The organism is Streptomyces sp. NPDC050610 (assembly GCF_040654875.1).
GTDB lineage: Bacteria > Actinomycetota > Actinomycetes > Streptomycetales > Streptomycetaceae > Streptomyces.
In genome coordinates, this window is sequence record NZ_JBFAIV010000006.1 from 273,547 (window position 1) to 290,326 (window position 16,780).

A 16,780-nucleotide genomic window follows, 5' to 3' on the forward strand; every position below is an offset into this window, starting at 1 on the left:
AGGCGCGGGCACGCGCCCGCCGACGCGGGCGCGACGGCTCACAGGAAGGGCTCACAGGAAGGGCCCGCGAGGGCGGTGGCGGCACCGCACAGAAGGCCCGCAGGCGGTTCCTGGACCTGCTCTACGGGGAAGGCCCGCAGGCGGCTCCCAGACCCGCCCCACGGGAGCGCCACGCAGGCAGGCCCCGGGCCGTGGACGGCGTTCAGCCCACGGCCCGGACTGGTGTCACCAAACCGCTGTCACCAAACCGGTGGCACCGAGCCGCTGTCATCAAGCCGCTGTCACCGAGCCGGTGTCAGCAAGCCGGTGCCATCAAGCCCGCGTCACCAGCTGGACTTGCGCACCCCCGGCAGGAACCCGGCGTGCGCCTGCTTCCGCAGGTTCACCCGTGAGAGCCCGAAGGTGCGCAGGTAGCCGCGCGGCCGGCCGTCGATGCTGTCGCGGTTGCGTACGCGCGTGGCGCTGGCGTCCCGCGGCTGGCGGCTGAGTTCGCGCCGGGCGGCGAGCCGCTCCTCCTCGGAGGAGCGCGGGTCGCGGGCGATCGCCTTGAGCAGGGTCCGGCGGGCGGCGTAGCGGGCGACCGTGGCGCGTCGCAGCTCGTTCTTCGCGATCTTGCTCTTCTTCGCCATCAGACCTTCCCCCCTCGGGCCCGGATACGGGCCACGGCGGCCTCGATGCCGATCGCGTCGACGGTCTTGAGCCCCTTGGTGCTCAGGGTGAGGCGGATGTGGCGGCCCTCGCTCGGCAGCCAGTAGCGCTTGCGCTGGATGTTCACGTCAAAGCGGCGCGGGGTGCGCCGGTGGGAGTGGGAGATGGCGTTGCCGAAGCCTGGCTTGCGGCCGGTCAGCTGGCAGTGGGCGGACAAGGCGCCGCGCCTCCTTCTTTTGAAAACGGGAATCGTTTTCGTATAGTAGCGGTTATGGCTCGCAACGAGACACGTCCCGTCATCAAGCTCCGGTCCACCGCGGGCACGGGCTACACGTACGTCACCCGCAAGAACCGCCGGAACGACCCCGACCGCATGGAACTGCGCAAGTACGACCCGGTCGCCGGTCGCCACGTCACCTTCCGAGAGGAGCGCTGAGCGCCATGAAGCCCGGAATCCACCCCGCCTACCGGCCCGTCGTCTTCCGCGACCGCGCCGCCGGCTACGCCTTCCTCACCCGGTCCACCGCCACCGGCGAGAAGACCGTCGAGTGGGAGGACGGCAACACCTACCCCGTCATCGACGTCGAGATCTCCTCGGCGAGCCACCCCTTCTATACGGGCACGGCGCGCGTCATGGACACCGCCGGACGCGTCGAGCGGTTCGAGCGCCGCTACGGCGGACGCGGGGCCGGCCGGTGACGGCAGGCCCCGACTCCGACCGGATGCCCGTCGCGATCGTCGGCGGGCTGCACTCCGAGGCGCGCCGCGCGGCGGTCGACCGGCTGCTGCGCGACGTGCCGGGGAGCGTCGCGCTCCACCACGACCTGTCGACGGCCACCGAGGGAACGGTTCGCCGGACCGTGCGCGACCGCTCCGGCGTGCGCGACAGGGGCGAGGCGCCGCTCGTGAACGACTGCGCCTGCTGCGCGCTCCGCGAGGACCTGGTGCCCGAGCTGGAGCGGCTGGCGGAGGACGGGGACTGCCGGCTCGCCGTCGTCGAGCTGTGGGACTCCGTCGAACCGAAGGCCATGGCCGAGGTCGTGGCCGTGCACGGCGGTCCCGAGCTGCTGCTCACGGCCGTGTTCACGGCCGTGGACCCCGCCCTGGTCGTGCCCTGCCTGGCGTGCGGCGACGACCTCGCCGAGGCCGGGCTCGCGGCGGCTCCTGGCGATCAGCGCACGGTCGGCGACACCTTCGCCCGGCAGCTGGAGTACCCGTCGGTGCTGGCCCTCGTCGATGCGTCGGCGGAGGGCGCCATCGACCCCGCCGACCCCGACGACCTCGCCGCCTTCGCCCTGCTCGATCAGCTCGCCCCCGCCGCCCGGCAGGTCGGCGTCGGCTCCGGCGGGCTGGCCGCCGCCGCGCTGGCCGGGTTCGACGTGGAAGCCGCCGCCGCGCGGCAGCATCCCGCCTGCGCCCTGCTGCCGCAGGCCGCCGACGCGGGCGGCGTCGCCACGCTCGTATGGCAGCGGCGGCGGCCGTTCCACCCGGGCCGGCTGTACGCGGCGCTGGAGGATCTGACCTGCGCGGCGGCGCGCAGCCGCGGCCGGTTCTGGCTCGCGGACCGGCCCGACACGCTGCTGTCGTGGGACGCGGCGGGCGGCGCGCTGTGCGTGGAGAACGCCGGGCCCTGGCTCGCGGCGCTGCCGGACGCGGCCTGGGAGCTGGTCGATCCGGCCCGCCGGGTCGCCGCCGCCATGGACTGGCACCCCGAGCACGGCGACCGCGCCCAGCACCTCGCGTTCACCTCGCCGGGGCTGGACGGGGACGGGCTGCGGGCGCTCCTGGACTCGTGTCTGCTGACGGACGCCGAGTACGCGGCCGGGCCCGCGGCCTGGCGGCGGCTGTCGCCCGCATTCGACGAACTCCTCGATCCGGTTATGTGACTTTCCGTGTTTTCCGTGTGACCCACTCTGCGAGAAAGGTTTTTGTTCATGCCCCGACGCGGCACCGCGGCCAAGCCGACCAAGCCCCGGCCTAACCCTCTGGAGGCGGCCGGCATCTCGTATATCGACTACAAGGACACCGATTTGCTGCGCCGGTTCATTTCCGACCGGGGGAAGATCCGTAGCCGTCGAGTGACGCGCGTCACCGCCCAGCAGCAGCGGCAGCTGGCCCGGGCGATCAAGAATGCTCGGGAGATGGCATTGTTGCCGTATTCCTCTACCGCGAAGTAGTGGCCGGAACACCCTCCGTGCACGTGCATCCGCTCATGCAATGGCACATGAACGCAGCTATGATCCGGAGCAGTTGATAGTTGACAGCTGCAATTTCCGGGAGAGTCCTGTGCCCCACGCGTACAACGGCATGGCTGCATCGGACCTTCGAGAGGTCGCGTGGCACAAGAGCCGTCACTCCAACTCCCAGGGTTCCTGCGTGGAGTTCGCCAAGCTGCCGGGCGGCGGGGTCGCCGTGCGCAACTCGCGGCACCCCGACGGTCCGGCTCTCGTCTACACCCCGGCCGAGATCGAGGCCATGCTGCTCGGCATCAAGGACGGGGAATTCGACTACCTGATACGGGACTGACCGCCCGATACAGGACTCCTGACACGGGATCAGGGTCCGCCGGGCTGGACGAGCCCGCTGGGTCCGTTGTGCCCGCCGAGTCCCCTGGGGGCATCCGGCCCCGGCCCCGGCCCGCGGCCCGGGCTCCGGGGTACGGCACCGGCCCCCGCACCGGCACCGGCCCCCGGAGCCGGCCCCCCCCGCTCGCCAGGTGGCTTCAGTCGTGCGGTCGGCGGCGTCAGTCGCGCGGGAGCCGGAACAGCGCCCAGACGACCTTGCCACGCAGATGTCCCGCGAGCGGATGCCACCCCCAGCTGTCGCTGAGGGAGTTGACGAGGAACAGGCCGCGACCGCACTCCTCGGCGGTCCCGGCCTCGCCCGCGACCGGGCTCTCCTCGCTCGGGTCCCGTACGGCGCACACCAGCCTGGAGGTCCAGCGCATCAGATGCAGGCGGACGGGCGGTTCGTAGTCCCGGGTGAGGCGCACGACGTTCGCGGCGGCGGGCGCGGGGCGCTCGGCGGGGACGCCGTAGCGCAGTGCGTTGGTGACCAGCTCGGAGACGGTCAGCGCCAGATCGTCGAAGAGGTCGAAGAGGTCCCACTGCTGGAGCGTCGATCTGGTGAATCTGCGGGCCGCCCGTACTGCCTCGAAGCGGGCCGGCAGGGCGCAGGAGGCCGAGTTGGAGACGCCGGACGGCTCGATCGGTGGGAGGCCCCGCCATAACGGCGCGAGCAGAGTCGATCCTTCGGTACCCATGCGAGGCACTCCTGGCGATCGTGGACGTGACGTGCACGTGTGCATGGCCCATCGTTCCGAATGCGTACGGCAGATGCAAGGGCAAATGCACGTGCACGCGCTCGGTTTGGCAGAATTTGGCTGCCTTTATAGGCAATTCTTCCTACGCCCTCTTGCGTAAGCAGGTGGCTTGTCTCTTGTCTGAGTAACCGGGCGCGCACTCAACGGAGCCCGAAGATGGCAGACTTCGGCGCCGGGGGAGCGGGGGTAGCCCTCAGAAGGGTGTGGAACGGACAGGAAGGTCACAGAAATGACCACGAGTGAGTCGAGCGGCTCAGTGGTACGCCGCATCCTCCTGGGGTCACAGCTCAGGAAGCTGCGGGAGTCGCGGGGCATCACCCGCGAGGCCGCCGGATATTCGATCCGCGCGTCCGAATCGAAGATCAGCCGCATGGAGTTGGGCAGGGTGAGCTTCAAGGCGCGTGATGTCGAGGACCTGCTGACGCTGTATGGAGTGGCCGACGACGCGGAGCGCGAGGCGCTGCTCGGCCTCGCCCGCGAGGCCAACGTCGCGGGGTGGTGGCACAGCTACGGCGATGTCCTGCCCGGCTGGTTCCAGACGTACGTCGGCCTGGAGGGCGCCGCCTCCCATATCGCCATCTACGAGGTGCAGTTCGTCCACGGACTGCTCCAGACCGAGGGGTACGCCCAGGCCGTCGTCGTACGCGGCCAGCCGGGCGCCGTCGCCGCCGAGGTCGAGCGCCGCGTCTCGCTCCGGCTGGAGCGGCAGAAGCTCCTCGTCTCCGAGCGGGCGCCGCAGTTCCACGCCGTTCTGGACGAGGCCGCGCTGCACCGCCCGTACGGCGACGCCGACGTCATGCGCGGCCAGTTGCAGCACCTCATCGACATCTCCGAGCATCCCAATGTGACGCTCCAGGTGATGCCTTTCGCGCACGGCGGGCACGCGGGGGAGAGCGGCGCGTTCACCATGCTGCGCTTCCCGGAGTCGGACCTCTCGGACATCGTCTATCTGGAGCAGCTCACCAGCGCGCTCTATGTCGACAAGCGCGAAGAAGTCGCGCAGTACGAGCGGGTAATGGACCGGCTGCGCGCGGACAGCCTTTCGCCGGAAGGGACCCGCGAGTTGTTGCGGCGACTGGTCCAACTGGGCTGAGCCATAAGTAGGATGACTGCCCATCAGGACCCTGCTCCAGAGCGGGCGGCGCGAACTTCCCGTACTTCCGTACTTCCGGTACCTCAGATAGGGATGGCATGTCCGACTACTCCTACTCCTCCTCCTTCGACGAGTTGGCCTACCAGTACATCGGCGGTGAATGGCGGGCCGGCAGCGGTTCCTGGGACATCGTCGACTTCAATCCGTACGACGGGGAGAAGCTCGCGTCCATAACCGTCGCGACGGTCGAGGAGATCGATCTGGCCTACCGCGCCGCCGAGCGCGCGCAGCCGGCCTGGGGCGCCACCAACCCCTACCGCAGGCGGCTCGTCTTCGAGCGCGCGCTGCGCGTCATCGACGACCGCGAGGACGAGCTGGCCGCGGCGATCACCGCGGAGTGCGGCGGCACCGCCGTCAAGGCGGCCTTCGAGCTGCACCTGGTACGGGAGTTCCTGCGGGAGGCCATCCACCTGGCGCTCCAGGCGGAGGGTCGCATCCTGCCGTCCCCGGACGACGGCAAGGAGAACCGCCTCTACCGGCTGCCGGTCGGCGTCGTCGGCGTCATCAGCCCGTTCAACTTCCCCTTCCTGCTCTCCGTCAAGTCGGTGGCCCCGGCGCTCGCCCTCGGCAACGCCGTCGTCCTCAAGCCGCACCAGAACACCCCGGTGTGCGGCGGCGGCCTGGTCGCCAAGGTCTTCGAGGAGGCCGGGCTGCCCGGCGGCGTGCTCAACGTCGTCATCACGGACATCGCCGAGATCGGCGACGCGCTCATCGAGCACCCGGTGCCGAAGGTCATCTCCTTCACCGGCTCCGACAAGGTCGGCCGCCATGTGGCCACCGTCGCGGCCGCGAACTTCAAGCGCACCATCCTCGAACTCGGCGGCAACAGCGCCCTGATCGTCCTCGACGACGCCGACGTCGACTACGCCGTGGACGCCGCCGTCTTCAGCCGCTTCATCCACCAGGGGCAGGTCTGCATGGCCGCCAACCGGGTGCTCGTGGACCGCCGGGTGGAGCGCGAGTTCACCGAGAAGTTCGTCGCGAAGGTGAAGTCGCTCAAGGTCGGCGACCCCCGCGACCCTGCGACCCACATCGGCCCGCTGATCAACGCGGGCCAGGCCGAGGCGGTCTCCGCGCTCGTGGACCAGACCGTCGCCGACGGCGCGACCGCGCTGGTGCACGGCACGGCCGACGGCACGCTCGTCGGACCGTCCGTGCTGACCGGTCTCCCCGAGGGCTCGCCCGTACTGGGCCAGGAGATCTTCGGGCCGGTCGCGCTGCTCATCCCGTTCGACGGCGAGGACGAGGCCGTGCGCATCGCCAACTCCACGCAGTACGGGCTCAGCGGCGCCGTGCACACCGGCGACGTGGAGCGGGGCGTACGGATCGCCAAGCGCATCGACACCGGCATGATCCACGTCAACGACGGCACGGTCCACGACGAGGCGATCGTCCCCTTCGGCGGCGAGAAGAACTCCGGGGTCGGCCGGCTGAACGGCGACTCCATGGTGGACGCCTTCACCACCACCAAGTGGATCTCGATCCAGCACGGGCGGAGCCGCTTCCCGTTCTGAGACGGGTCGTCGGCGGGTCGTCGGCGGGTCGTCGGCGGGCTGTCGGCTGGTCGTCGGACGGTCGTCGGCGAGTCCGACGCCGGCTTTCGGTGGGGAGGCCGGACCTAGATGATCTAGGACAGAATCTGACCGCATGGGGTCCTACGGTTCGGACATCGCAAGAGAGCCGATGAAAGGCGGACCCCATGCCCACCCACGTGATCGAGAACGACGTCACCGACGAGCTCGGCACCCTGCTCGCCTTCCTGGAGGCCCAGCGCGGCGGGGTCCGCCGGGCGCTCATCGGCCTGAGCGACGAGCAGGCGGCCCAGCGGCCGAGCGCCGGCGAACTGTCCCTGTCCGGGCTGCTCAAGCATGTCGCGGAGACCGAGCTGACCTGGGTGGAGAACGCCAAGCAGGTGGAGAACTCGATCAAGCGCGACGAGTCCACCTGGCACCTGAGCTTCCAGCTGGAGGGCGCGGAGACCGTCGAGAGCATGCTGGCCTTCTGGGACGAGGTCGCCGCCGGGACCGAGGCGTACGTACGCTCCCTGCCCGGCCTCGACGCGACCTTCCCGCTCCCCGCCGCCCCCTGGTTCCCGCCGAACGCCCGGCACTCGGCGCGCTGGCTGCTGCTCCACCTGATCGAGGAGACCGCCCGGCACGCGGGCCACGCGGACATCGTCCGCGAGTCGATCGACGGGAAGACGGCCTTCGAGCTGGTGGCCGAGGAGGCGCGGGGCGCGGGCGGCGGCGAGGGCACGGCGGGGTGAGGGCGCGGCCGGGTGGCGCCGGGTCCTGATCAGAGGCGGCCATCGGCTCCGTCTAACCTGGTCCGCGGGTGCAGGGCAGCCTGCGACAGGTTGAATGAGGAGTCGATGTCCGCGATCCGGCTGTTGGTCCTGGGCGCCGTCCGTCTGCACGGGCGGGCGCACGGTTACCAGGTCCGCAACGACCTCGAAGGCTGGGGCGTCCACGAGTGGTCCAACGCCAAGCCGGGCTCGATCTACCACGCGCTGAAACAGATGGCCAAGCAGGAACTGCTGCTCGCGCACGACATCGCCCCGAGCACCGTCGGCGGCCCGCCGCGCACCGAGTACGAGGTGACGGCGGCGGGCGAGGCGGAGTACTTCAAGCTGCTGCGCGAGGCGCTGACCGCGCATGACGCCAAGGTCGACGTGTTGAGCGCGGGCATCGGCTTCATCGTGGACCTGCCGCGGGCCGAGGCCATCGCGCTGCTCAAGGAGCGGGTCGCGGCGATGGAGGGGTGGCGCGCCGAGGTGGCCCGGCACTGGGCCCCGGGCCACGGCGAGGACTGGGGCCACATCGGCGAGATCATGGGGATGTGGGTGCACACCGCCGACAGCGGGGCGCAGTGGACGCGCGGCCTGATCGAGCGGCTGGAGGCCGGGGCGTACGTGATGGCCGGCGAGGGCGACCAGTGGGTCGGCTTCCGGGGCGCGGACGAGGCGGACGACGTGGACGACGCGGACGAGGCGGACGAGGCAGTTGGCGCGGGGGACGGCGCCGGTTCGGAGACGTCCTCCAAGTAGTCCGAGTGCCCGGAACAATCATGTAATCAAGTTTGACTAGAGCCGACGAAAGGACTACCTTTCCCGGCCGGTAGTCAAACTTGATTACTCTGCCGGAGGAGAGTTCATTGACCGACATCGATCGCATGATCGTCGTCGAAGGACTGCGCAAGACCTATGGAGACAAGCCCGCGCTGGACGGCATCGACCTGACCGTGCCGCGCGGCACCGTGCACGGACTGCTCGGCCCCAACGGAGCGGGCAAGACCACGGTCGTACGGATTCTCGCCACCCTGCTGCGGCCGGACGGCGGCCGGGCCGAGGTGGCCGGGTTCGACGTGCGGCGCGACGCCGACGCCGTACGCCACCGGATCGGACTGCTCGGCCAACACGCCGCCGTGGACGAGGAGTTGAGCGGCCGGCAGAACCTGGAGATGTTCGGCCGCCTCTACCACCTCGGCGCGCGGCGTGCCGCCGCCCGCGCGGACGAACTGCTGGACCGCTTCGGCCTGGGCGACACCGGGCGCAAGGCCGTGGCGCGGTACAGCGGCGGGATGCGCCGCCGCCTCGACCTCGCGGCCAGCCTGGTCCTCGCCCCGGACGTGCTCTTCCTGGACGAGCCGACCACCGGCCTCGATCCGCGCGGCCGCACGGAGGTCTGGAACGCCGTACGTTCGCTGGTCGGCGGCGGTACGACCGTACTGCTGACCACCCAGTACCTGGAGGAGGCCGACCAGCTCGCCGAGCGGATCTCCCTCCTCGACGCGGGCCGCGTCGCCGCCGAGGGCACCCCCGACGAGCTCAAGGCCCGGATCGGCGGCGACCGCATCGACGTCGTCGTGCGCCGCGCCGACCAAGTCGACGCCGCCGCCTCCGTGGTGGCCGCCGCCGTACGGGCCGCCGCGGCGACCGACCCCGACGGCCGCCGGGTCAGCGCGCCCGTCGCCGACCGGGTCGCCGCCCTGACCGAGACGCTGCGGGCGCTGGGGGCGGCCGGGGTCGAGGTGGAGGACATCGCGGTGCGCCGGCCGACGCTCGACGAGGTGTTCCTGCGCCTCACGGGTGCGGGTGCCCGTACCGAGGAGGGCGCGGCCGCATGACGAACTGGGTGCTCACCGACTCCTGGACCATGACCCGCCGCGGCCTGGCGCACCGCGCCCGCCGCCCCGTGCAACTGCTCGTCGGGCTCGCCTTCCCGGTGCTGATGCTGCTGGTCTTCGCCTACTTCCTCGGCGGCGGCATGCGCGTCGCGGGCGGCGGCGACTACCGGGAATTCCTCATCCCCGGCATGCTCGCCCTCACCATGGCCTTCGGCCTCGAAGCCACCATGGTCGCCCTCACCCAGGACCTGAACCGGGGCGTCATCGACCGCTTCCGCGCCATGCCGATGGCCCCCTCGGCGGTGCTGGTCGGCCGCAGCGCGGACGACATGCTGGAGTCGGCGGCGAGCCTGCTCGCGATGGTCGGCGTCGGCCTGCTGATGGGCTGGCGCTGGCACAACGGCCTCGGCGAAGGGCTGTACGCCCTGGGGCTGCTGCTTCTCCTGAGGTTCGCGATGCTGTGGATCGGCATCTACCTCGGCATGGTGGCCGGCAACCCGGAGCTCGTACAGGCCGTCCAGATCCTGATCTGGCCCGTCGGCTTCCTCTCCAACGTCTTCACCTCGGCCGAGTCCATGCCGGGCTGGCTCGGCGCCATAGCCGAATGGAACCCGATGTCCGCCACCGCCACCGCCGTCCGCGAACTCTTCGGCAACCCCGGCTGGGGCGGCGACTCCTGGCCCGCCACCCACGCCCAACTCCTCGCCGTAGCCTGGCCGGTGGCACTCCTCGCCATCTTCGGCCCGCTGGCGGTGCGGAGGTACCGGGGGCTGTCGAACTGACAGCCGCCGGGCTCGTCACGGCTCGATGATGTCCCCGCCGTCGTGTGTACGGGACCGTGCCGCCCCCGCACGCGATCGGGGGCGATGCGGTCGTCAGTGGGGGAACCCGTCAAACGCGGAGCCGGGGTTGCTAGGGGCGGGGGTACGCCGCTTCGTTCAGGGAGTCCGCCAGGGAGTCCGTCAGGGAGCCCGCGACTTGGGCAGCCGTGGGCCGTGCAGCCGGGTCTCGGCGCATCATGGCTGTGATCAGACTCCCCAAAGGACCGGGGATGCCCACGGGCCGGTGCGGCTTGCCCACGATGGCGCGTCGCTGCACTTCGCGGGGCGCGTTGTCTGGATAGTCCACGTGCCGCCACCCGGTGGCACTGATGAAAAGAGAAGCGCCGAGCGCGTACACGTCCGACTCACGCGTCGGGGCCGCCGTGCCCGATTCCAGCACGCCGCACGAAATCTCCGGTGCCTCGTAGTGGACAAGGCACCCGCGGTACGGGAAATCGTAGGCGCCCGAGACGTGCCCGCCGCCGCTCGCCAGCCCAAGATCAATGAGCCACGTGCAGGCTGTATCCATCAGAAGATGGTTCGGCTGTACGTCGCCGTGCGCCCAGCCTTTCGCGTGCAGGGCGGACAGCGCGGCAGCACACGAGCGCGCTTCGGCGAGGCTGGGGACCGATCTACGGGCCCGATGGCGCTCCCATCGGCTGAACAGGTCCACCCCTTCCCGCCACGGCTGCGCACTCCATGTCCCCTCCGCCCATTCACCGCACTGAACATCCTCCGGAATGACCTGGCGAAGGATGACCGATTCACGCGCGGGTGCCAGTGCGGTCCAGTCGTGTGGGGGGCAGCGGTAGCCGAGCTTGACGGCAAGGCGGCCGGCGGGTGTTTCCACATCCCAGACAGTAGAACCCCGCCGGTTGGCGACGAGCCGTGTGGTCAGGGATTTTACCGCATCCGCAACGTGCTCGGGGATGTCGAAGGGTTCAGGCGCCACAGTGATCCTCTCGGCGACAGGGCCGCCCCCAAGGCTTTGAGGGACGGCCCCATGGGTGCCGGTAGCCAGAACGACGAGGTCGTGCACTTCCATGCGTCCTCGGGGCGGGGTTGTTCGGTGACCCGCCGTGTGCGTCACCAGAGGGCGGGTCGTGGTGGCGCTACGGGCGTGTCATAGGCAGTTCCCTTCGTCCGGGTGTCGGGTGGTTCCGCCTCGCCGTCGGGTCCTCGTGGGGTCACCGGCGGGGAGGGGTGTTCAGGGGTGGTTGGGCGTGGCGAGGGTGTAGAGGCGGGCGATGGCTGCGGAGCCGGCGAGTACGAGGAAGGTTGCGAGCCCTCTCATGTGGCGTCGTCTCCAGCGGGCAGTGCGCGGGGCTGGGCGACTTCGCCGGGGATGATCAGGCCGGTGTCGCCTGGGGGTGCCAGCGTTACGTAGTCGGCGCTGGTTCGGCGGTAGCGGGTGTGGCCGGTGTCCTGTGTGTGGCGGCGCATCCATTCCTCGGCCCAGTCGGGGCCGCAGGCGTGGATGGTCTCTCCGCAGTTGCTGTCTTCTCTTGTGACGCAGGTGGCGCTGTACTCCGGGTACGTGCTTGGGTCCTGTTCGATCGTCCAGGTCATGTACCGGAATGTGCGGTTCATCGGTGGCGTCTCCTCGTGATCTGTTCGGCTTCGGGGCCGAGGAGTCGCCGGAGGAGCCGGCTTTCGTCCGGTTTTCCCGAGGCGGTTTCGATGTCTTTGATCCGCAGTGCGATCCGCATCAACGCCGCGTCGTAGTAAGGGGGTTCGGTGCACCGCAGTGTTACGGCGTGGTGCACGCGTCGCCGACTGGGCCATACGGCGCGTACCGGGCGGGAGAACTGGCCGTACAGCGACCACCACCGCTCGACGTCGCGGCAGGCCCGGTGGAGACGAGCCAGTGGGGGCGGCCTCATTGCTCGTTCCCGTTCGGGAGGTCGTTGGCGTTGTCGGCGCGCAGCTGTACGGAGGTGTCCGGCGTGCCGTGCCCTGCGCGGCACTTGGCGCACTGGCACGGCGGGAAGGTGAAGGGGTCGGGCGGGGGGCCGTCCGGGCCGAGCCGAATGTTCGTGCCGTTCGTGCCGTTCGGCACCAGGAGCGCACCGTTGATGCCTTGCTCGGCCATCAGTCGGGACAGGGCTTCCCGCGCTCGGCTCCTCACGAGAACAGCCACTTCATGCGGCCCAACTCGGTCCGCACGCGCGCCAGGACGTGGCGGTCGCGTCGGCATTCGCTCTCGGTGGGGAAGCCAGCTGGGGCCATGCCCCACGCGCCACCCGCGCGGAGCACCGTTTCGACCACGTCGGTGTGGTCGCTCAGGGAAAGTGCGAACGTCCGATTAAACGGGCGCGAGTTCATGTGCGGCACTCCTCATGTCCCGTGCCATGTAGGTCACATGGCGGGCTAAGAGTGCTCACAATGCTCCCGAGTGGAGGCGTCGTGCAAGCTTTCACGCGATGGTTTTTCAGTGAGTTGACGTGCATTGCAGACGGCACCTGATGGTGCTTTCATTCAGGACGTGGAAGCCTTTCACTGTGGTTGGAGGGGGTACGTGTGGTCGAGCCGGACGGTCCATCTGGATCAACGGTCCCGAGGCGGCAACTGGGCAGAATCCTTGGTGACTTGCGCGAACGCGCAGGACTCAGGGTGAACGCGGCGGCCAAGCTGTTGGAACGCTCGCCTACGACGATGTGGCGCGTGGAACAGGGCAAGGTGTCTTCCCGCGCCGTCGAGGTCAAGGCAATGTGCGATCTGTATGGGGCGTCAGCGACACTGACAGAGGCCCTGGTTGGACTCGCGCACGAAACGAAAGCGAAAGGATGGTGGCACGCGTATGGGGATGTTCTCCCCGAAGGCTTTGACCTCTACATCGGACTAGAAGAGGCAGCCACACGCCTTGACTGGTACGAACCGGAGCTGATCCCGGGGTTGCTTCAAACCGACGAGTACGCACGCACAATCATCACGGAAGACAACCCCGACGAAGATGCTGGCGAGATCGAGCAGCGGGTTCAGCTTCGCATCAAGCGGCAGACACTCCTGACCCGAGTGACGCAACCACCAACGCTGAACGTAGTGCTCAACGAGGCTGTGGTGAGGCGCTCCATCGGCGGGAACAACGTCATGGCGGGGCAGCTTCGCCACCTGGCGAAGGTGGGGGATCTGCCTACCGTGACGATCAAGGTCGTACCCTTCGCGGCGGGATTGCACCGAGGGGTCATGGCGGGGCAGTTCCAGATTCTCCGCTTCCCGCTAACCGGCAACGGCAGCGAAACCGAGCCTCCGACCGTCTATTCGGATGGCTACACGGGGGACCTCTACTTGGACAAGCCCAAAGAAGTAGAGCGTTACGACCACGCGTTCCACGACATCTGGGCCAAGGCAATGTCCGAAGAGGCGTCACAGCGCCTGATTCTCGAAATGGCAGGACACTATGAAAAAGGCTGACCTAAAGTACGCAACGTGGCAGAAGTCCAGCTACAGCAATGGGCAATCAAGCTGCGTCGAGTGGTCACCTACTACGGCGGCTAACGCTGGAGCCGTCCCGATCCGTGACAGCAAGGACCCGAACAGCCCCGTCCTCGCTGTCTCCCCCACCGCGTGGTCCGCGTTCGTCGCGTTCGCGGCCCGTAGCGAAGTCTGATTCGTCGCCAACGCAAGAAGGCCCCGCACTGGCACGTAGCCGGTGCGGGGTGTGGTGGTTGGCGCCGTCGCGGTACGCGACATTGTCGCGATGGGATCACCCCCACGTGCGCGGGGACCATGCACTCGGGCGTGCCGCTGGCGGTGCGGAGGTTTCGGGGGCTGTCGCGGTGACGGACGTTGGGCTCGTCACGATTCGATGATGTCGCGCAGATCGATCTCGATGGGGAAGGGGACGCTCGTCTTGAGTACGCCATGGTGAATGTGGTGTTCGGGGCTGGGGACGTACGTGTCTGTCTCGTGGTGCAACTGGAACTCGTGCACCACGGGCAGGTCGTCCTCACCGCGTTCGACGCGGGTAATCAACCCACCGCAAGTTTCAGTGGTCCTCTATGAGGCCGTGCTCAAGTGTCCAGTCGGCGGAAACCACGTGATGGCGCGGCAACTGCGACACCTGGCAACCCTCAGCGAGCTGCCCACTGTCAAGGTCAAGGTCGTTCCCTTCGCCGCAGGACTGCACGAGGGCGTCATGTCCGGCCAGTTCACTGTCCTGCGGTTCCCGACAGCGGGAACGGTAAGCCGACCGAACCACCGACCGTTTTCGCGGACGGCTACACGGGCGACCTCTACCTGGACAGACCGACCGAGGTTGATCAATACGACACGGGGTTCCGAGAAATTTCGAGTAAGGCGCTATCCGAAGAGACGTCACGGCGTCTGATTATCGAAACGGCGGAAAACTATGAGGGCTGACCTGGCTGGCACAAAGTGGCGAAAGTCCAGCTACAGCAATTCGAACTCCAACTGCGTTGAATGGGCACCCGCCGTCGCCGCTACCGGCGTCGTGCCCGTCCGTGACTGCAAGGACCCGAACGGCCCGGTCCTTGCAGTCGCCCCCGCCGCGTGGTCCGTGTTCGTCGCGTTCGCGGCCCGTAGCGAAGCCTGATTCGGCGCCAACGTAAGTACGCCCCGCACCGGCATGTAGTCGGTGCGGGGCGTGGTTGTCAGTGGGCGGCGGCGGTCTGCCAGAGGGTGAGCAGCAGGCCGGCGACCAGGGCGCCGAGGCTAGGAAGTCACCGCGCGCGGGGACCATGGCGTCGGTGGGCTGGCCAGCGCGGTGGTGGCGGGACCACCCCCGCCTACGCGGGGACCACAGGCAGTGACCTGCGACGTTACGCAGGCCGACAGCGGTTTTCGTCCAACTTCGCAGAATCCGACATAGGGGGTGAATGCATAGATTGACGCGGCCTCCCCGTGAGCGAAAGCAGGGGCCAGTATGCACCGGGCCCACGTCTACCGCTGGAGAAGCGCGACCACGGCAATCGCCGCCCCGGCAACCCCTGTCAGGACTGCGACCGCAGACAGCGGCCACCGGCCGCGTTAGAGGTTGTCGAGGCGCTGCTCGTGGCCGGCGAGCCGCTCGTCGGTGCGGTCGGACCGCTGTCCGACCAGCTCGTACGACGTGCCGTCGAAATTCACCGTGTGGGCATGACCACCTCCGACCCGCAGGCGCACATGGCGGGGAGCGAAGTGCTCGTCGGCCTCGCGAAAGAGGTACGGGCCATGTGGGACGGCGGCGAACCCGCACGTGGGTACGAGCGGAGCGGGGTGCCGGTGCGCGCCCTGTGGCCCGTGGGCGCAATGCGCTGACCACGCGCGAAGGCCCCCGCGACGCCGCTCAGTGATGGAAAGCCGTAGCCACCCCCTCCGGCCGGTCCAACGGGCCGGGCTGGCGACGGAGTTCGGGGAGGAGTTGGGTGAGGTCTTGGATGAAGAGGTCGGCGAGGTCGTGGGTGAAGCCGTTGCGGCACACGATGCGTAGTACCGAGAGGTCCTCGCGGTTCGCCGGGAAGGTGTAGGCGGGGACCAGCCAGCCGCGTTCGCGCAGGCGGCGGGAGACGTCGAAGACGTCGTAGTTCTCCACGCCGTCGGCCGTCGTGAAGGCGAAGACCGGCAGTTCGTCGCCGCGTGTCAGGAGGCGGAAGTCGCCCAGTGCCTCGATCCGTTCGGCCAGTGTCGTGGCGACGTCGCGGGCCACCTGCTGGACCGCGCGGAAGCCGTCGCGGCCCAGCCGCAGGAAGGTGTAGTACTGGGCCGCCACCTGCGCGCCGGGGCGGGAGAAGTTCAGGGCGAAGGTCGGCATGTCGCCGCCGAGGTAGTTGACGCGGAAGACCAGTTCCTCCGGGAGCGCCTCTTTGTCCCGCCACAGCGCCCAGCCCACGCCGGGGTAGACCAGCCCGTACTTGTGGCCGGAGGCGTTGATGGAGGCGACGCGCGGCAGGCGGAAGTCCCAGGTCAGCTCCTCGTCGAGGAAGGGCGCGATCATCGCCCCGGACGCGCCGTCCACGTGGATGGGCACATCGAGGCCCGTACGCTCCTGCAACGCGTCCAGCGCGGCGCAGACGTCGGCCACCGGCTCGTACGAACCGTCGAAGGTCGAGCCGAGGACGGTGACGACGCCGATGGTGTTCTCGTCGCACAGTTCGGCCGCGGCGGCCGGGTCGAGGTGGTAGCGGTCGCCCTCCATTGGCACCTGGCGCGCCTCGACCTCCCAGAAGTTGCAGAACTTCTCCCAGCAGACCTGGACGTTCGCGCCCATCACGAGGTTCGGCCGGGCCGTCGACGGGTAACGGTCGGCGTTCCGCTGCGCCCAGCGGCGCTTGAACGCCATGCCGGCCAGCATGCACGCCTCACTGGAACCGGTGGTCGAACAGCCCACGGCCGACTGCGGATCGGGCGCGTGCCAGAGGTCGGCGAGTATCGTCACGCACCGCTGCTCCAGCTCGGCGGTGCGCGGGTACTCGTCTTTGTCGATCATGTTCTTGTCGCGGCACTCGGCCATCAGCACGCCCGCCTGCGGCTCCATCCACGTGGTGACGAAAGTCGCCAGGTTCAGCCGGGAGTTGCCGTCGAGCATCAGCTCGTCGCGGACGAACTGGTACGCCGTGGACGGCGCGACCGGGCCGTCCGGCAGCCGGTGCCTCGGCGGCGTCGCCGCCATGCCGCCCACCGGATCGGCCTCGCCGTAGAAGGGGTTGACCGAGTGACCGCGCTTCTCGGCAGAGCTGTTCGACGCGTCCGAACCCTTGTGAAGTGCCATTC

Annotated in this window: 24 protein-coding genes and 1 pseudogene; 16 read left to right on the forward strand and 9 right to left on the reverse strand. The window is 69.2% G+C overall.

The features are described 5' to 3' along the window. Positions 1 to 323: 323 nt before the first annotated feature. Together rpsN and rpmB are read right to left on the reverse strand one after the other, a co-directional pair. Positions 324 to 629 (reverse strand): 30S ribosomal protein S14, encoded by a 306-nt coding sequence (gene rpsN / locus AB0I22_RS10565; RefSeq protein WP_363130314.1) that lies wholly within the window; start codon positions 627 to 629, stop codon positions 324 to 326. Continuing rightward, positions 629 to 865 (reverse strand): 50S ribosomal protein L28, encoded by a 237-nt coding sequence (gene rpmB, locus AB0I22_RS10570; RefSeq protein WP_363130315.1) that lies wholly within the window; start codon positions 863 to 865, stop codon positions 629 to 631. Before rpmB ends, rpsN begins: the two co-directional genes overlap by 1 nt. 54 nt (positions 866 to 919) lie before the next feature. On the opposite strand from rpmB, the gene rpmG reads away from it, so the two are divergent. The 5 genes from rpmG to AB0I22_RS10595 all read left to right on the forward strand — a co-directional run bounded on the left by rpmG (position 920) and on the right by AB0I22_RS10595 (position 3,174). Continuing rightward, on the forward strand, positions 920 to 1,084 hold the full coding sequence (gene rpmG / locus AB0I22_RS10575) for a 50S ribosomal protein L33 (RefSeq protein ID WP_363130316.1): 165 nt from the start codon (positions 920 to 922) through the stop codon (positions 1,082 to 1,084). Between the two features lie 5 nt (positions 1,085 to 1,089). After that, positions 1,090 to 1,347 carry a type B 50S ribosomal protein L31 gene (locus AB0I22_RS10580; protein ID WP_363130317.1) on the forward strand — a complete coding sequence of 86 codons (258 nt, stop codon included), beginning with the start codon at positions 1,090 to 1,092 and terminating at the stop codon, positions 1,345 to 1,347. A gap of 23 nt (positions 1,348 to 1,370) precedes the next feature. Further along, positions 1,371 to 2,534 (forward strand): GTP-binding protein, encoded by a 1,164-nt coding sequence (locus AB0I22_RS10585; RefSeq protein WP_363130388.1) that lies wholly within the window; start codon positions 1,371 to 1,373, stop codon positions 2,532 to 2,534. Between the two features lie 48 nt (positions 2,535 to 2,582). Next, positions 2,583 to 2,825 (forward strand): 30S ribosomal protein S18, encoded by a 243-nt coding sequence (rpsR, locus tag AB0I22_RS10590; RefSeq protein ID WP_363130318.1) that lies wholly within the window; start codon positions 2,583 to 2,585, stop codon positions 2,823 to 2,825. A gap of 109 nt (positions 2,826 to 2,934) precedes the next feature. Then, positions 2,935 to 3,174 (forward strand): DUF397 domain-containing protein, encoded by a 240-nt coding sequence (locus AB0I22_RS10595; RefSeq protein ID WP_363130319.1) that lies wholly within the window; start codon positions 2,935 to 2,937, stop codon positions 3,172 to 3,174. 217 nt (positions 3,175 to 3,391) lie between these two features. On the opposite strand, the gene AB0I22_RS10600 is transcribed toward AB0I22_RS10595, so the two are convergent. After that, positions 3,392 to 3,910 carry an ATP-binding protein gene (locus AB0I22_RS10600; protein WP_363130320.1) on the reverse strand — a complete coding sequence of 173 codons (519 nt, stop codon included), beginning with the start codon at positions 3,908 to 3,910 and terminating at the stop codon, positions 3,392 to 3,394. Positions 3,911 to 4,199: 289 nt separating this feature from the next. Here AB0I22_RS10600 and AB0I22_RS10605 point away from each other — a divergent pair, with 289 nt between their 5' ends. The 6 genes from AB0I22_RS10605 (at position 4,200) to AB0I22_RS10630 (ending at position 10,030) form a co-directional block, all read left to right on the forward strand. Then, positions 4,200 to 5,063, forward strand: a complete 864-nt coding sequence (locus AB0I22_RS10605; RefSeq protein WP_363130321.1) for a helix-turn-helix transcriptional regulator — start codon at positions 4,200 to 4,202, stop codon at positions 5,061 to 5,063. A gap of 98 nt (positions 5,064 to 5,161) precedes the next feature. After that, positions 5,162 to 6,637 carry an aldehyde dehydrogenase family protein gene (locus AB0I22_RS10610; RefSeq protein WP_363130322.1) on the forward strand — a complete coding sequence of 492 codons (1,476 nt, stop codon included), beginning with the start codon at positions 5,162 to 5,164 and terminating at the stop codon, positions 6,635 to 6,637. A gap of 185 nt (positions 6,638 to 6,822) precedes the next feature. Further along, positions 6,823 to 7,389, forward strand: a complete 567-nt coding sequence (locus tag AB0I22_RS10615; RefSeq protein ID WP_363130323.1) for a DinB family protein — start codon at positions 6,823 to 6,825, stop codon at positions 7,387 to 7,389. A 105-nt stretch (positions 7,390 to 7,494) separates the two neighbouring features. Beyond that, positions 7,495 to 8,169 carry a helix-turn-helix transcriptional regulator gene (locus AB0I22_RS10620; protein WP_363130324.1) on the forward strand — a complete coding sequence of 225 codons (675 nt, stop codon included), beginning with the start codon at positions 7,495 to 7,497 and terminating at the stop codon, positions 8,167 to 8,169. A gap of 125 nt (positions 8,170 to 8,294) precedes the next feature. Next, complete coding sequence (locus AB0I22_RS10625; protein WP_363130389.1) at positions 8,295 to 9,248, forward strand: ATP-binding cassette domain-containing protein; 954 nt, start codon at positions 8,295 to 8,297, stop codon at positions 9,246 to 9,248. Beyond that, a complete protein-coding gene (locus AB0I22_RS10630) occupies positions 9,245 to 10,030 on the forward strand; it encodes an ABC transporter permease (protein ID WP_363130325.1) in 786 nt (261 codons plus the stop codon). The genes AB0I22_RS10625 and AB0I22_RS10630 overlap by 4 nt, the downstream gene beginning before the upstream one ends. 130 nt (positions 10,031 to 10,160) lie before the next feature. Here AB0I22_RS10630 and AB0I22_RS10635 read toward each other — a convergent pair whose 3' ends face one another. From AB0I22_RS10635 to AB0I22_RS10650, 4 genes are all read right to left on the reverse strand, one after another. Further along, positions 10,161 to 11,114 carry a protein kinase gene (locus AB0I22_RS10635; protein WP_363130326.1) on the reverse strand — a complete coding sequence of 318 codons (954 nt, stop codon included), beginning with the start codon at positions 11,112 to 11,114 and terminating at the stop codon, positions 10,161 to 10,163. 245 nt (positions 11,115 to 11,359) lie between these two features. After that, entirely contained in the window at positions 11,360 to 11,659 is a 300-nt protein-coding gene (locus AB0I22_RS10640; protein ID WP_363130327.1) for a hypothetical protein, read from the reverse strand. A gap of 289 nt (positions 11,660 to 11,948) precedes the next feature. Then, entirely contained in the window at positions 11,949 to 12,197 is a 249-nt protein-coding gene (locus tag AB0I22_RS10645; protein WP_363130328.1) for a hypothetical protein, read from the reverse strand. Further along, complete coding sequence (locus AB0I22_RS10650) at positions 12,194 to 12,394, reverse strand: hypothetical protein (protein WP_363130329.1); 201 nt, start codon at positions 12,392 to 12,394, stop codon at positions 12,194 to 12,196. The genes AB0I22_RS10645 and AB0I22_RS10650 overlap by 4 nt, the downstream gene beginning before the upstream one ends. 243 nt (positions 12,395 to 12,637) lie before the next feature. On the opposite strand from AB0I22_RS10650, the gene AB0I22_RS10655 reads away from it, so the two are divergent. Both AB0I22_RS10655 and AB0I22_RS10660 read left to right on the forward strand, forming a co-directional pair. Further along, positions 12,638 to 13,483: a helix-turn-helix transcriptional regulator gene (locus AB0I22_RS10655; RefSeq protein ID WP_363130390.1), complete on the forward strand. Its 846-nt coding sequence runs from the start codon at positions 12,638 to 12,640 to the stop codon at positions 13,481 to 13,483. Beyond that, entirely contained in the window at positions 13,470 to 13,679 is a 210-nt protein-coding gene (locus AB0I22_RS10660) for a DUF397 domain-containing protein (RefSeq protein ID WP_363130330.1), read from the forward strand. The genes AB0I22_RS10655 and AB0I22_RS10660 overlap by 14 nt, the downstream gene beginning before the upstream one ends. A 188-nt stretch (positions 13,680 to 13,867) precedes the next feature. On the opposite strand, the gene AB0I22_RS10665 is transcribed toward AB0I22_RS10660, so the two are convergent. Further along, a complete protein-coding gene (locus AB0I22_RS10665) occupies positions 13,868 to 14,044 on the reverse strand; it encodes a hypothetical protein (protein WP_363130331.1) in 177 nt (58 codons plus the stop codon). Between the two features lie 34 nt (positions 14,045 to 14,078). Between AB0I22_RS10665 and AB0I22_RS10670 the strand changes: the two are divergent. The 3 genes and pseudogenes from AB0I22_RS10670 to AB0I22_RS10680 all read left to right on the forward strand — a co-directional run bounded on the left by AB0I22_RS10670 (position 14,079) and on the right by AB0I22_RS10680 (position 15,328). Continuing rightward, positions 14,079 to 14,431: pseudogene (locus AB0I22_RS10670) on the forward strand (DUF5753 domain-containing protein). Then, entirely contained in the window at positions 14,421 to 14,624 is a 204-nt protein-coding gene (locus tag AB0I22_RS10675; protein WP_363130332.1) for a DUF397 domain-containing protein, read from the forward strand. The pseudogene AB0I22_RS10670 and the gene AB0I22_RS10675 overlap by 11 nt, the downstream one beginning before the upstream one ends. A 542-nt stretch (positions 14,625 to 15,166) precedes the next feature. Further along, positions 15,167 to 15,328: a hypothetical protein gene (locus AB0I22_RS10680; RefSeq protein WP_363130333.1), complete on the forward strand. Its 162-nt coding sequence runs from the start codon at positions 15,167 to 15,169 to the stop codon at positions 15,326 to 15,328. A 28-nt stretch (positions 15,329 to 15,356) separates the two neighbouring features. Here the strand turns inward: AB0I22_RS10680 and AB0I22_RS10685 are convergent, their stop codons facing one another. Next, the gene (locus tag AB0I22_RS10685) at positions 15,357 to 16,778 is read right to left on the reverse strand and encodes a glutamate decarboxylase (RefSeq protein WP_363130334.1); all 1,422 of its coding nucleotides are present in this window, start codon (positions 16,776 to 16,778) and stop codon (positions 15,357 to 15,359) included. Positions 16,779 to 16,780 lie beyond the last annotated feature (2 nt).

Bases quoted from the DNA above. Each gene is read 5' to 3' on its own strand.
- AB0I22_RS10615 (WP_363130323.1), top strand. From the start codon at position 6,823: ATGCCCACCCACGTGATCGAGAACGACGTCACCGACGAGCTCGGCACC.
- AB0I22_RS10675 (WP_363130332.1), top strand. From the start codon at position 14,421: ATGAGGGCTGACCTGGCTGGCACAAAGTGGCGAAAGTCCAGCTACAGC.
- rpsN (WP_363130314.1), bottom strand. From the start codon at position 629: ATGGCGAAGAAGAGCAAGATCGCGAAGAACGAGCTGCGACGCGCCACG.
- AB0I22_RS10610 (WP_363130322.1), top strand. From the start codon at position 5,162: ATGTCCGACTACTCCTACTCCTCCTCCTTCGACGAGTTGGCCTACCAG.
- AB0I22_RS10585 (WP_363130388.1), top strand. From the start codon at position 1,371: ATGCCCGTCGCGATCGTCGGCGGGCTGCACTCCGAGGCGCGCCGCGCG.
- AB0I22_RS10650 (WP_363130329.1), bottom strand. From the start codon at position 12,394: ATGAACTCGCGCCCGTTTAATCGGACGTTCGCACTTTCCCTGAGCGAC.
- AB0I22_RS10660 (WP_363130330.1), top strand. From the start codon at position 13,470: ATGAAAAAGGCTGACCTAAAGTACGCAACGTGGCAGAAGTCCAGCTAC.
- AB0I22_RS10605 (WP_363130321.1), top strand. From the start codon at position 4,200: ATGACCACGAGTGAGTCGAGCGGCTCAGTGGTACGCCGCATCCTCCTG.
- rpsR (WP_363130318.1), top strand. From the start codon at position 2,583: ATGCCCCGACGCGGCACCGCGGCCAAGCCGACCAAGCCCCGGCCTAAC.
- AB0I22_RS10640 (WP_363130327.1), bottom strand. From the start codon at position 11,659: ATGAACCGCACATTCCGGTACATGACCTGGACGATCGAACAGGACCCA.
- AB0I22_RS10625 (WP_363130389.1), top strand. From the start codon at position 8,295: ATGATCGTCGTCGAAGGACTGCGCAAGACCTATGGAGACAAGCCCGCG.
- AB0I22_RS10620 (WP_363130324.1), top strand. From the start codon at position 7,495: ATGTCCGCGATCCGGCTGTTGGTCCTGGGCGCCGTCCGTCTGCACGGG.
- AB0I22_RS10685 (WP_363130334.1), bottom strand. From the start codon at position 16,778: ATGGCACTTCACAAGGGTTCGGACGCGTCGAACAGCTCTGCCGAGAAG.
- AB0I22_RS10580 (WP_363130317.1), top strand. From the start codon at position 1,090: ATGAAGCCCGGAATCCACCCCGCCTACCGGCCCGTCGTCTTCCGCGAC.
- AB0I22_RS10630 (WP_363130325.1), top strand. From the start codon at position 9,245: ATGACGAACTGGGTGCTCACCGACTCCTGGACCATGACCCGCCGCGGC.
- AB0I22_RS10680 (WP_363130333.1), top strand. From the start codon at position 15,167: ATGACCACCTCCGACCCGCAGGCGCACATGGCGGGGAGCGAAGTGCTC.
- AB0I22_RS10635 (WP_363130326.1), bottom strand. From the start codon at position 11,114: ATGGAAGTGCACGACCTCGTCGTTCTGGCTACCGGCACCCATGGGGCC.
- rpmG (WP_363130316.1), top strand. From the start codon at position 920: ATGGCTCGCAACGAGACACGTCCCGTCATCAAGCTCCGGTCCACCGCG.
- AB0I22_RS10600 (WP_363130320.1), bottom strand. From the start codon at position 3,910: ATGGGTACCGAAGGATCGACTCTGCTCGCGCCGTTATGGCGGGGCCTC.